The sequence below is a fragment of the Streptomyces sp. NPDC051136 genome (assembly GCF_044455745.1).
Taxonomy (GTDB): domain Bacteria; phylum Actinomycetota; class Actinomycetes; order Streptomycetales; family Streptomycetaceae; genus Streptomyces.
The window spans coordinates 118,678-131,020 of the sequence record NZ_JBITFE010000014.1; the positions used below are offsets into that span (position 1 = coordinate 118,678).

General features: G+C 72.8%; 10 protein-coding genes. 9 read left to right on the forward strand and 1 reads right to left on the reverse strand.

Annotated features, from left to right (window positions below):
* Positions 1–9: 9 nt before the first annotated feature.
* From ACIBCJ_RS32945 to ACIBCJ_RS32955, 3 genes are all read left to right on the forward strand, one after another.
* Positions 10–1,365, forward strand: coding sequence for an extracellular solute-binding protein (locus tag ACIBCJ_RS32945; RefSeq protein WP_365981366.1), 1,356 nt, complete (start codon positions 10–12; stop codon positions 1,363–1,365).
* 26 nt (positions 1,366–1,391) lie between these two features.
* The gene (locus ACIBCJ_RS32950; protein WP_365981367.1) at positions 1,392–3,437 is read left to right on the forward strand and encodes a beta-galactosidase; all 2,046 of its coding nucleotides are present in this window, start codon (positions 1,392–1,394) and stop codon (positions 3,435–3,437) included.
* Positions 3,438–3,607: 170 nt separating this feature from the next.
* A complete protein-coding gene (locus ACIBCJ_RS32955) occupies positions 3,608–4,399 on the forward strand; it encodes an SAM-dependent methyltransferase (protein ID WP_365981368.1) in 792 nt (263 codons plus the stop codon).
* A 22-nt stretch (positions 4,400–4,421) separates the two neighbouring features.
* Here the strand turns inward: ACIBCJ_RS32955 and ACIBCJ_RS32960 are convergent, their stop codons facing one another.
* Entirely contained in the window at positions 4,422–4,598 is a 177-nt protein-coding gene (locus ACIBCJ_RS32960) for a hypothetical protein (RefSeq protein WP_362104097.1), read from the reverse strand.
* 166 nt (positions 4,599–4,764) lie between these two features.
* On the opposite strand from ACIBCJ_RS32960, the gene ACIBCJ_RS32965 reads away from it, so the two are divergent.
* The 6 genes from ACIBCJ_RS32965 to ACIBCJ_RS32990 all read left to right on the forward strand — a co-directional run bounded on the left by ACIBCJ_RS32965 (position 4,765) and on the right by ACIBCJ_RS32990 (position 12,250).
* Positions 4,765–5,949 (forward strand): spore photoproduct lyase family protein, encoded by a 1,185-nt coding sequence (locus ACIBCJ_RS32965; RefSeq protein ID WP_362513464.1) that lies wholly within the window; start codon positions 4,765–4,767, stop codon positions 5,947–5,949.
* Between the two features lie 115 nt (positions 5,950–6,064).
* Entirely contained in the window at positions 6,065–6,625 is a 561-nt protein-coding gene (locus ACIBCJ_RS32970; RefSeq protein ID WP_362104101.1) for an MSMEG_1061 family FMN-dependent PPOX-type flavoprotein, read from the forward strand.
* 102 nt (positions 6,626–6,727) lie between these two features.
* A complete protein-coding gene (gene cdtA, locus ACIBCJ_RS32975; protein WP_362104103.1) occupies positions 6,728–7,591 on the forward strand; it encodes a siderophore ABC transporter ATP-binding protein CdtA in 864 nt (287 codons plus the stop codon).
* Entirely contained in the window at positions 7,588–8,571 is a 984-nt protein-coding gene (cdtB, locus tag ACIBCJ_RS32980; RefSeq protein WP_362513461.1) for a siderophore ABC transporter substrate-binding protein CdtB, read from the forward strand. The genes cdtA and cdtB overlap by 4 nt, the downstream gene beginning before the upstream one ends.
* A gap of 7 nt (positions 8,572–8,578) precedes the next feature.
* Positions 8,579–10,651, forward strand: coding sequence for a siderophore ABC transporter permease CdtC (gene cdtC, locus ACIBCJ_RS32985; RefSeq protein ID WP_362104107.1), 2,073 nt, complete (start codon positions 8,579–8,581; stop codon positions 10,649–10,651).
* A 273-nt stretch (positions 10,652–10,924) separates the two neighbouring features.
* Positions 10,925–12,250 carry a lipase family protein gene (locus tag ACIBCJ_RS32990; protein ID WP_365981369.1) on the forward strand — a complete coding sequence of 442 codons (1,326 nt, stop codon included), beginning with the start codon at positions 10,925–10,927 and terminating at the stop codon, positions 12,248–12,250.
* The last annotated feature ends 93 nt before the right edge of the window (positions 12,251–12,343 follow it).

Below are 12,343 nucleotides of genomic sequence, written 5' to 3' on the forward strand. Positions count from 1 at the left end.
AGCACGCCCATGCTCACACACCTGTCCACGCACGCGCGCCGCCTCCTGCGCGGTACGGCCCTCGTCTGCGCCCTCGCCCTGGGGGCGAGCGCCTGCGGCGACTCCGACGACGCGGGATCGAGCGGGAAGGCGGTCTCCGAGGCGGACGTCCGGGCGGCCCTGGAGGAAGGCGGCACGATCACGGTCTGGGCGTGGGAGCCCACGCTGAAGCAGGTCGCCGCCGGCTTCGAGAGGGCGCACCCGGGCGTCAAGGTGAACCTCGTCAACGCCGGTACCAACAAGGACCAGTACACGGCCCTGCAGAACGCCGTCTCGGCGAAGAAGGGCGTCCCGGACGTCGCCCAGGTCGAGTACTACGCGATGGGCCAGTTCGCCCTGACCGAGCAGCTCACCGACCTCAAGTCCTTCGGCGCCGACAAGCTCTCGGGCACGTTCTCCCCCGGTCCGTGGAACGGCGTGAAGGCCGGGTCGGACGGCATCTACGGGCTGCCGATGGACTCCGGTCCGATGGCGCTCTTCTACAACAAGAAGGTCTTCGACACGTACGGCATCGAGGTGCCCACCACCTGGGCCGAGTACCTGGACGCCGCCCGCGACCTGCACAAGGCCGACCCGAAGGCGTACATCACCGCCGACAACGGCGACGCCGGATTCGCCACCAGCATGCTGTGGCAGGCCGGTTCGCGGCCCTACACGGTCGACGGCACCAAGGTGGGGATCGACTTCTCAGACCGGGGCGCCAGGACGTTCACCGGCACCTGGCAGCAGCTCATCGACGAGAAGCTGCTCGCCTTCGCCCCCGCCTGGACCGACGAGTGGTACAAGGGCCTCGCCGACGGCAGCATAGCGACGCTGGCGACCGGCGCCTGGATGCCCGCCAACCTGGAGTCCGGCGCGAAGGCGGCCTCCGGTGACTGGCGCGTCGCCCCGATGCCGCAGTGGACCGCGGGCGGCAAGGTCAGCGCGGAGAACGGCGGCAGCGCGCTCGCGCTCCCGGAGCTGGGCGGGAACGAGGCGCTGGCGTACGCCTTCGTCGAGTACGCGAACACCGGGGACGGCGTGCGGACCCGGCTGGAGAACGGCGCCTTCCCGGCGACCACGGCGGATCTGCGGTCCGCCGAGTTCCAGGACACCGCCTTCCCGTACTTCGGCGGCCAGAAGGCCAACAAGATCTTCGCCGAGTCCGCCGCCGAGGTCCGCGACGACTGGTCGTACCTGCCCTACCAGGTCTACGCGAACTCGGTCTTCAACGACACCGTCGGCAAGGCCTACGTCTCCGGCACCACCCTGGCCGAGGGCCTCGAGTCCTGGCAGCAGGCCTCGGTCGAGTACGGCGAGGAGCAGGGCTTCACCGTCGAGAAGTAGCGCACGCCCCCACCGGAAGGACCGCCATGATCTCCACCCTCCACTCCCGCGCGCACCGCGGGACGGACGGTGCGCCCGCCCCCCGTCTCGCCTACGGAGCCGACTACAACCCCGAGCAGTGGCCCCGGGAGGTGTGGCAGGAGGACGTACGGCTGATGCGCGAGGCCGGCGTGACCATCGTGTCGCTCGGCATCTTCTCCTGGGCCCGCATCCAGCCGGGCCCGGACACCTGGGACTTCGCCTGGCTCGACGAGGTGATGGACCTGCTGCACGAGTACGGCGTCGGCGTCGACCTGGCGACCGCGACCGCCTCCCCGCCGCCCTGGCTGACCACCGCGCACCCCGAGATCCTCCCGGTCACCGAGCGGGGCGAGACGCTGTGGCCGGGAGCACGCCAGCACTGGCGCCCGACCTCACCGGTCTTCCGCGAGCACGCCCTGCGCCTGGTGCGCGAGCTCGCCACCCGCTACGCCGGGCACCCGGCGCTGGTCGCCTGGCACGTCAACAACGAGCTGGGCTGCCACAACGTCTACGACTACTCCGACGACGCGGCCCGTGCGTTCCGGGACTGGCTTCGCGCCCGGTACGGCACCACGGACGCGCTCAACCACGCCTGGGGCACGGCGTTCTGGTCGCAGCGCTACGGCGACTGGGCGGAGGTGCTGCCGCCGCGGCTTGCGGCCTCGCACCCGAACCCGACCCAGCAGCTGGACTTCAAGAGGTTCTCCTCGGACGCGCTCAAGGACCACCTGCGCGCGGAGCGGGACCTCCTGCGGGAGGTGACCCCCGACGTCCCCGTCACCACCAACTTCATGGTGATGCCGGGCACCAAGGGCATGAACTACGCGGACTGGGCCGCCGAGGTGGACTTCGTCGCCAACGACCACTACGTCGTGCCGCACCCGCAGGCCCGCGACGAGCTGTCGTTCTCGGCGAACCTCACCAGCGGCATCGCGGGCGGCCGTCCGTGGTTTCTGATGGAGCACTCCACGAGTGCCGTGAACTGGCAGCCCGTCAATCAGGCCAAGCGGCCGGGCGACATGGCCCGCGACTCGCTGACGCACGTGGCGCACGGCGCGGACGCGGTCTGCTTCTTCCAGTGGCGCCAGTCGGCGGCCGGCGCCGAGAAGTACCACTCGGCGATGGTCCCGCACGCCGGGGCGGACAGCGACCTGTTCCGTTCGGTCGTCGCGCTCGGCGACACGTTGAAGACCCTTGCGCCGGTCGCCGGCAGCGAGCGGGAGCCGGCCGGGGTCGCCATCCTCTTCGACTGGGAGTCCCGGTGGGCGAGCGAGCTGGACTCGCACCCGACCTCGCTGCTCGACTACCACCAGGAGGCGCTCGACTGGTACTCCGCGCTGCTCGCCCTGGGCGTCCGCGCCGACGTGGTCACCACCGGCGCCGACCTGAGCCGTCACCGGGTGCTGATCGCGCCGGTGCTGCACCTGGTCACGGCGGAGCTGGCCAAGGACCTGACGCGCTACGCCGAGCAGGGCGGGCACCTGGTCACCACGTACTTCTCCGGTGTCGTCGACGAGAACGACCACGTGTGGCTCGGCGGCTACCCGGGCGCCCTGCGGGACCTGCTGGGCATCCGCGTCGAGGAGTTCGGCCCGCTGCCCGCAGGGCGGAGCGTGGAGCTGGACGACGGCAGCACCGGCGGTCTGTGGACCGACCGCATCACCGTCACCGCGCCCGAGGCGGAGGTCCTCGCCCGCTACCGCACGGGTGCGCAGGCGGGCCGCCCGGCGATCACCCGGCGCGGCGCGGGCCGCGGCTCGGCCGCCTACGTCTCCACCCGGCTCGGCGCCGAGGGCCTCGCCGCGCTGCTGCCGAGGCTCCTGGCGCCCGCCGGCGTGGCGAGCGAACTGCCCGCCGAGGTGCGGGGCAGGGTCGAGGCCACCGTGCGCCGCGGCCCGGGCGGACGGTTCCTGTTCCTGGTCAACCGGACGGACGACACGATGACCGTTCCCGGCCCCGCCGGGGAGGTCCTGGTGGGCGCCGCCGACGACGAGGGAGCGGTCGTCCTGCCGGGCCGGGGAGTCGCCGTCCTGCGTACACCCACCGACTGAGCCGGCGTCCGCGCAGCCCCGGAGCGGCGGTGACCGCTCCGGGGTGGCTCCCGGCGAACGGAGAGCCGTCACCAACTTCCGCCGTCCGTACGGCACATGGCCGCGTGGCACGGCAGTACGATGATCGGGAACCGCGGCGCAGCGTCACCTCCCGGACCACGGAGCCTGCCATGACGACGGACCCTTCCCCGCCTCCGCCCATCGACACGAGCCGGGCCCATCCCGCGCGTGTCTACGACTGGCTGCTGGGCGGCAAGGACAACTACCCGGCCGACGAGGCGGTGGGCGGGACGCTCCCGCCCCAGGCGCGGGACGCGGCGCGGCAGAACCGCGCCTTCATGAACCGCGCGGTGGCGCACCTCGCCGCGCGGGGCGTCGACCAGTTCCTGGACATCGGCGCGGGCATCCCCACCGAGCCCAACCTGCACCGGATAGTCCAGCGGACGGTGCCGCGGGCCAGGGTGGTCTACGCCGACAACGACCCGATCGTGCTGCGGCACGCTCAGGCGCTGCTGGCCGGCAGCCCCGAGGGGACCACGGACTACATCCAGGCCGATGTCCGCGAGCCGGCTCAGATCGTGCGGCACGCCCGCGGGGTCCTCGACTTCGACCGGCCGATCGCCCTGTCGCTGATCGCCCTGATGCACTTCGTCCCGGACGACGAGGACGCCCACGGCATCGTGCGCGCACTGGTGGAAACCCTCCCCCCGGGCAGCCACCTGGTCCTGTCGCACGCCTCGATCGACCTCTTCCCCGAGCTGGCGGAGCAGGTGATCGCCCAGTACGCCAAGGGCGGCATCCGGCTCGGCTTCCGCACCCGGGCGGAGGTCGCCCGGTTCTTCGACGGCCTGGAGATGGTGCCGCCCGGCCTGGTGACGGCCACCGAGTGGTCCGGCGAGGGCGAGGAGCCGCCCACGCCGGAGGAGAGTGGCATCTACGCGGGCGTCGCGCGCGTCCCCTGACGGGGACGGGAGGGGGCAGGACTCAGCGGCGGCGCCCGCGGGCCGCCCAGCCGCTGCCGATCCCGGCGACGTGCAGGGCGAGCAGGGTGAGGCCGATGAGCATGATGTTGGTGGAGGTGAAGACGTCGTTGGTCGACACCTCCGCCGCGTTGATCAGCCAGGCGAGGAGGAACAGAACAGCCGCGACGATGGCCAGCACGGTGCACACCCCTTCGGATCGTCGGCACCGGGCGGTGCCGTGTCCCGCGTATGCCCCCGAAGGGCCGCGTGACACGACGGACGGTGCGGTGCGCTTCGTACAGTGGAGGGACCGGACCGTGGCGGAGCCGCCCGGTCACCCCCAGCGCCGTCCTCCCGGAGCCCTCATGCACGACCCGTCCTCCCCGTCCGACGACGGCTCCGGCACCCTGTTCGGCCTCGACGCCCTGGCGGCACCCGGCCCGCCGCCCGCCACGCCCGCCGCCGGGCCGATGTTCCGGGACTCCGCCGCCGCCCGCCGGCTGCTGCCGGTGCGGGAGATCCACGCCGAGCCGGCCGCGGCCGCCTCCCCGCGCGGCCGGCAGGTCCTCGCCCGGTTCCCCGGCGCCCGCGTGATCGAGGTGGACTCCCACTGGGGCATCCCCGGGCTGCACGGCAACGAGGGCAACGTCGAGCGCTGGGTGCGGGTCAAGGGCGAGACGCTCGTGCTGGGCGAGCGCAAGACGCCGGCCACCCGTCCCAACGGCCGCTCCGCGGACTGGATCGCGCCGGGCGGCTCCAACGGCTGCGCGATGGCCTGTGCCTACTGCTACGTGCCGCGGCGCAAGGGCTACGCCAATCCCGTCACCGTCTTCACCAACATCGACCGGATCATCGCCCACCTCGGCCGGCACATCGCCCGGCAGGGGCCCAAGCCCGAACCGAACCAGTGCGACGCCGAAGCCTGGGTCTACGACATCGGGGAGAACGGCGACTGCTCGGTGGACGCGCTGATCTGCGACAACACCGCGGACCTGGTGCACGCCTTCCGGCTGTGGCCGACGGCCAAGGCCTCCTTCGCGACGAAGTTCGTCAACCCCGACCTGCTGGGCCTGGACCCGCGCGGCCGCACCCGTATCCGCTTCTCGCTGATGCCGCCGGACGACTCCCGGCTGCTGGACGTGCGCACCTCCCCGGTCGCCGAGCGGATCGCCGCCGCCGGCGACTTCCTGGACGCCGGCTACGAGGTGCACTTCAACCTCTCCCCCGTGGTCGTGCGGCCGGGCTGGGAGGAGGACTGGGCGGAGCTGCTGCGGCACCTCGACGACGTCCTGCCGGACCGGGTCAAGCGGCAGGCGGCCGCCGAAGTGATCATGCTGACGCACAACCGGGATCTGCACGAGGTGAACCTCGGCTGGCACCCGCGCGCCGAGGAGGTGCTGTGGCGACCGGAGATCCAGCAGGCCAAGCGCTCGGAGAACGGCGCGGTGAACGTGCGCTACCGCAACGGCGTGAAGGCGGACGCGGTCGCGCGGCTCCGTGCGCTGGTGGCCGCCCACGCACCCTGGCTGCGGATCCGGTACGCGTTCTGAGGACGACCCCCTCACCTTAGGTAAGGCGAACCTAAGATCAGATAATGTTTTGTGTGCAACAACCGCCGGAAGTGCTCCTTCCGGCCGTTCCGCGCACACCTCAGGGAGCCCGGCCTTGCCGCACACGATCAACACGACCGGAGACCGGCCGGACACCGCAGAGGACGGCTGGGTCGAGCTCGGCTCCCGCGCGCAGCTGCGCGAGCTGCTGGGCGAACCCTGGCCCGTCGTCATCGACAAGGTGCACGACCGGCTCACGGACGACGACCGGGACATCCTGTCCCGCTCGCCCTTCTGCCTCCTGGCGACCTCCGACGCCGGCGGAAACTGCGACGTCTCGCCCCGCGGCGACACCCCCGGTTTCACCCACGTCCTCGACGCCGGCACCCTCGCCCTGCCGGACCGTGCGGGCAACCGGCGCGGGGACAGCTTCCACAACATCCTGGACAATCCGCACGCCGGGCTGCTGTACCTGGTCCCCGGTGGCAAGGAGGTGCTCCGGGTCAACGGCCGCGCCCGCATCCTCACCGACGCGCCCTTCTTCGACGCCATGGCGCGGGACGGAAGGCGCCCGGACCTCGCCCTGCTCCTGGAGATCGACGAGATCTACCTCCACTGCCCGATGTCCCTGAACCGGGCGGGGCTGTGGAAACCGCAGACGTGGCAGGCGAGTTGAGACCATCCGCGCCGCCGATGAGCCGAGATCGGGCGGGTGCCGGGGGGACCGTGTGAGCCCCGTCTCTACCAGCACTTTTTAGGTTAGGCTAACCTTCGCTACGTGAGATCAGCTGAAGACGCAGCCGGTACCCCGCGCCTGCGCGGTCATGAGCTGTCGGCGACGGGCGTGACCGTCGCGTACGACGGCGTGGATGTCGTGCACGACGCGGGAGTCAGGCTCAGGCCCGGCGAAGTGACCGTCCTGGTGGGCCCCAACGGCAGCGGGAAGTCGACACTGCTGCGGACCGTCGCCCGACTGCAGCGGGCCCGCAGCGCCACGCTCAGCCTGGACGGCTCCACCGACGGGCTGGCACTGACGTCCCGTGAGTTCTCGCGGTACGTCGCCCTGCTGACGCAGGGACGGCCGACGCCGGGCGGGCTGACCGTGCGGGACGTCGTCGAGTTCGGCCGCTATCCGTACCGGGGCCGCTGGGGGCGCCCCGATCCGGACGGCCCGGCCGCCGTCGACCGGGCCCTCGCCCTCACCGGCGTCGCCGGCCTCGCCGACCGCGGCGCCGACCATCTCTCCGGCGGGCAGTTGCAGCGGGTGTGGCTCGCGAGCTGCCTCGCCCAGGAGACCGGCGTACTGCTCCTGGACGAACCCACGACCTACCTCGACCTGCGTTATCAGGTCGAACTGCTCGACCTGATCCGCGATCTGGCGGACGACCACGGCATCGCCGTCGGGGTCGTCCTGCACGACCTCGACCAGGCCGCCGCCGTCGCCGACCGGATCACGCTCCTCGAAGCGGGCCGGATCGTCGCCGACGGCCCGCCGGAGGACGTACTGACGCCGGAGCGGCTCACCGCCGTGTACGGCATCCGGATCGACGTCGACACCGACCCCCTCACCGGCCGGCTGCGCACCCGCGCGATCGGCCGCCACCACATACGAACCCCCGAAAGGCTCGGCACCACCTCATGAGACGCCTCCTGCTCACCGCGGCCGCCACCACTGCCGCGGCGCTCACCCTCGCCGCCTGCGGCACCACCGAACCCGCCGCCGACAAGACCGAGAAGAAGGCCTCCGAGGCGATCACGCTCAAGGACGGCAAGGGCACCGAGGTGAAGCTCGACGGGCCGGCCACCAAGGTCGTCGCCACCGAGTGGAACGTCGTCGAGAGCCTCGTCTCGCTCGGGGTCGACCCGGTGGGCGTGGCGGACGTCAAGGGGTACCGGACCTGGGACAGCGCCGTTCCGCTCAAGAACGAGCCGAAGGACATCGGCACCCGCGGTGAGCCGAGCATGGACACCGTCGCCTCCCTCGCCCCCGATCTCATCGTCGCCACCACGGACCTCACCCCGGCCGCCGTGAAGCAGCTGCGCGAGGTCGCGCCGGTGATCGAGGTGACCTCCGCCGACGGCACCGGTCAGATCGACCAGATGCTGGAGAACGTCGACCTCATCGCCGAGGCGACCGGCACCACAGACAAGGCGAAGTCGCTGCGCGAGGGCTTCGAGACCAAGGTCGCCGAGGGCAAGAAGGCCCTGGCCGACGCCGGGATGGCGGGCAAAAACTACGCCTTCGCCGACGGTTACGTCGCCTCCAACCAGGTCTCGATCCGCCCCTACACGGCGACTTCGCTGATCGGCGAGGTCAACGAGGCGGTCGGTCTGAAGAACGCCTGGACGGTGAAGGGCGACGAGGCCTACGGTCTCGGCACCACCGACGTCGAGGGCCTGACCGCGCTGCCCAAGGACACGCAGTTCGCCTACATCGGCAACGACGACGACCCGAGCGCCACCCCCTTCACCGGTGAGCTGGCCAAGAACTCGGTGTGGAAGTCCCTGCCGTTCGTGAAGGCCGGGGACGTGCACCGCCTCGACGACGGCATCTGGATGTTCGGTGGCCCCGGGTCGATGGAGGCGTACATCGACGCCGTCGTCGGCGCCCTGACGAAGTAGCGGGGTCATGGCCGTCACCGCAACCGAACCCACCGCGGCCCGTCCGTCGACGGTCCCCGCCTCCCGGTCGGGCGCGGCCGCGGTGACGGCCGGGATCGTCCTGCTGGTCGCCGTGCTCGCCGTCGTGGACATCACCCAGGGCACCGCCGCCGTCGGACCGTCCGAGGTCCTCAAGGCCCTGACCGGGCAGGCCGATCCGGACGACGCGTCCGTCGTCGTCGCCTCGCGGCTCCCGCGGATGACCGCGGGGCTCCTGGTCGGGGCCGTCCTGGGCGCGGCCGGTGCCGTGCTCCAGGCGGTCAGCCGCAACGTGCTCGCCTCCCCCGACACCCTCGCGGTGAACGCGGGTTCCTACCTGGCGCTGGGGCTGGCCGGCGCCACCGGGGTGTCGCTGCCCCTGCTCGCCTCCTCCGGGGTCGCCTTCGTGGGCGGCCTCGCGGCGGCGGCCGTGGTGCTCGGGCTGTCCGGGCTCGGCACGGGCACCGTCCGGCTGGTACTGGCGGGCACCGCGCTGATGCTGGGCCTCAACTCCATGACCGAGGGGCTGCTGCTGCTCTTCCCGGAGCAGACGAAGGGCCTCTATGCGTGGAACCAGGGCAGCATCGCCCAGAACGGCTTCGACGGCGTCCTTCAGATGCTGCCGATCGCCCTGATCGGGCTGGCCGGGCTGATGCTGACGGCCCGCCGGGTGGACGCGCTGGCCCTGGGCGACGACGCGGCGCGCGGTCTGGGCGTCCCGGTGCGGGGCACCCGGGTCACGGTGGTCGTGCTCGCGGCGCTGCTGTCCGCCGCCGCGGTGACGCTCGCCGGGCCCATCGGCTTCGTCGGCCTGTGCGCACCCGCCCTGGTGCGCCCGCTCGGCCGCCGGTTCCGCGGCTTCTCCCGTTCCCGTACGGCGATGCCCGCGGCGGCGCTCACCGGCGCGGCGCTGGTGCTCGGTTCGGACGTGCTGCTGCGGTCCCTGGTCTCGGCCGAACGCTCGGTGGCCGTGCCCACGGGCGTCGTCACGAGTCTGGTCGGCGCCGTGTTCCTGGTCGCCATGGCGCTGCGGGTGCGGGACACCTCGGGGGCCGGGGCGCCGGACCGGCTGCGGATCCCGGGCCGGGCGGTGTTCCTGACCACGGTCGCCGTCCTGGTCGTGGTCCTGGTGGGGCTCGTGATCACCGCCGTCCTGGTGGGTGACAGCAAGCTGCTGCTCGGGGACGTCGTCAACTGGGCCCAGGGACGGGCGGGCCGGGCCGTCACCTTCGTGCTCGACACGCGGGTGCCCCGGGTCCTCGCGGCGCTGGGGGCGGGCGCGGCGCTCGCCCTGGCCGGCACCCTCGTGCAGGCCGTGACCCGCAACCCGCTCGCCGAACCCAACGTCCTCGGCGTGAGCGGCGGTGGCGCGCTCGGCGCGGTCATCCTGGTGACCACCGTGCCGACCGCCGGGACGTGGGGTGTGGCGGGAGCCGCGTTCGCGGGGTCCGCGGTCACCGCCGTCCTCGTCTTCGGGCTCGCCGCCCGGGGCGGTTTCCGGCAGAACCGGCTGGTGCTCGTCGGGATCGGCGTGGCCTCCGGGACGGCGGCGCTGATCAGCCTGCTGATCGTGCTCACCGACCCGTTCAACGCGACCAAGGCGCTGACCTGGCTGTCGGGTTCGACCTACGGGCGGACCATGCCGGACGTCGTGCCCGTCGCGCTGGCACTGCTCGTCGGCATCGGCGTGGCCTTCGCCCGGCGCACCGAGCTGGACCTGGTCTCGCTGGACGAGGACACACCGCGCCTGCTCGGCCTGCGGCTGGCTCCGGGGCGCCTCGGCTTCCTGGTGCTGAGCGTGGTGCTCAGCTCCACCGCGGTGGCCTGCGCCGGCACCATCGGTTTCGTCGGGCTGGTGGCCCCGCACGCGGCACGCGCCCTCGTGGGCCGCCGGCACGTGCGGGTCGTACCGGTCGCGCTCCTGCTCGGTGCCACGCTGGTGTGCGCCGCCGATCTCCTCGGCCGCACCGTCATCGCCCCGGCCCAGCTCGGCGCGGGCCTCATGACGGCGGTCATCGGCACGCCGTACTTCCTGTACCTGCTGGTACGGAGCCGTCGCTAGCGGCTGAGGCTCGCACCGTGGATTCCGTCGGCCGCCGCGGCCGGGGAGGCCGGCTCCTTCACGATCCGGTCCCCGGGCGCGGCGGCCGGGTGCGTCTGCCCGCGCCCTTGTTAGACGCGGCGTCAAGTTACTGAACCGTAATGAGACAGATGCTACCCCTGGTAACCCCTGCCCGGTTACGGTCCGGTAGCCCCACAGGAGCAGCGCGGCCACGGCCCTGGCCCCCACACGGCCGCGGACGACCGGATCCGGCCCTTCCCCAGGAGGTTCGCCATGCCCCCACGTCCCCGCATGCTCGCCGCGGCGATCGCCGCCGCGCTCGCCCTCGGCGCCCAGGCCGTCCCGGCTTCCGCGGCCGGAGACCCGGCGGCCACGACCTCCCGCGGCGTCGAGATACCCGCCTTCTACACCCCGCCCTCCGAACTCCCCGGCGCCGACGGCACGCTGGTCCGCAGCGAGCCGCTGCCCCTCGCGCTGAGCCTGCCCGGTATCGACGGGCCCCTTCCGGGGCGGGCGACCCGGCTGATGTACAAGTCCACCGACGCGAACGGCGAGGCGGTCGCCGTGACCGGCGCCTACATCGAACCGGCCGCCAGGTGGCACGGCGAAGGACCGCGCCCCCTGGTCGCCGTGGCGCCCGGCACCATGGGACAGGGCGACCAGTGCGCCGCCTCGATGGCCCTGGAGCACCCGTTGCGGCTCAACGGGCAGACCGTCTCCGTCGGTTACGAGGACCTGTCGGTCTACCGGCTGCTGCTGCGCGGCGTCGCCGTCGTCGTCACCGACTACGTCGGCCTCGGCACCACCGACCGGCTGCACACCTACGTCAACCGCGTCGACGGGGCCCACGCGGTGCTGGACGCCGTACGCGCCGCGCGTTCCCTCGACTCGGCGTCCGTCACCCCCGAGTCCCGCGTGGGCCTGTTCGGGTACAGCCAGGGCGGCGGCGCCACGGCCGCCGCGGCCGAGCTCCAGCCCGCCTACGCGCCCGACGTCCACCTGGCCGGCACCTACGCCGGCGCACCGCCCGCCGATCTGACGGAGGTGACGAAGGCGATCGACGGCAGCGACCTGGCGGGGGCGCTGGGCTGGTCGCTCAACGGCTTCCTGCAGACCGAGCCCGCGCTGCGGCCCATCGCCGACCGGTACGTCAACGAGGCGGGCGAGGCGGCGCTGAAGGACCTGTCGACCATGTGCGTGGGCGACGCCCTCTTCGGGTACGGCGGCGACAGCAGCACGGACTGGACGAAGACCGGGCAGTCCCTCAGCGACGTCATCCGGGCCGAGCCCGCGCTCCAGGACTTCCTGGCCGAGCAGCGCATCGGCGCCCTGAAGCCCGCGGGGCCGGTCCGCGTCGCCACGGGCACCGCCGACGACCTGGTCCCGCACGGCCAGGCCCGCCGGCTGGCCGTCGACTGGTGCGACAAGGGCGCGAAGGTCACGTACGTCCCCGTACTGCTGCCGGGGGTGGGCAGCGGCCTGCTGAACCACTTCGCCCCGCTGCTCACCGATCAGGGCAACGCCATCTCCTGGCTCACCGACCGGCTCGCCGGCAAACCGGCCGGCTCCAACTGCTGGAGCATGCCGGCCCAGCCCTGAGCCCTGCCGCGACACCGCTGCCCGGGGCATCCACGCCGCCCCCGGGCAGCGGCTCCGGCATGCGCCCGCCCCGCGTTGCGGCACAGAATTCGC

What these genes read in the sequence shown, in the direction of transcription:
- ACIBCJ_RS32965 (WP_362513464.1), top strand. Translation starts at nt 4,765, where the DNA reads ATGCACGACCCGTCCTCCCCGTCCGACGACGGCTCCGGCACCCTGTTC.
- ACIBCJ_RS32955 (WP_365981368.1), top strand. Translation starts at nt 3,608, where the DNA reads ATGACGACGGACCCTTCCCCGCCTCCGCCCATCGACACGAGCCGGGCC.
- ACIBCJ_RS32945 (WP_365981366.1), top strand. Translation starts at nt 10, where the DNA reads ATGCTCACACACCTGTCCACGCACGCGCGCCGCCTCCTGCGCGGTACG.
- ACIBCJ_RS32990 (WP_365981369.1), top strand. Translation starts at nt 10,925, where the DNA reads ATGCCCCCACGTCCCCGCATGCTCGCCGCGGCGATCGCCGCCGCGCTC.
- cdtB (WP_362513461.1), top strand. Translation starts at nt 7,588, where the DNA reads ATGAGACGCCTCCTGCTCACCGCGGCCGCCACCACTGCCGCGGCGCTC.
- ACIBCJ_RS32950 (WP_365981367.1), top strand. Translation starts at nt 1,392, where the DNA reads ATGATCTCCACCCTCCACTCCCGCGCGCACCGCGGGACGGACGGTGCG.
- cdtC (WP_362104107.1), top strand. Translation starts at nt 8,579, where the DNA reads ATGGCCGTCACCGCAACCGAACCCACCGCGGCCCGTCCGTCGACGGTC.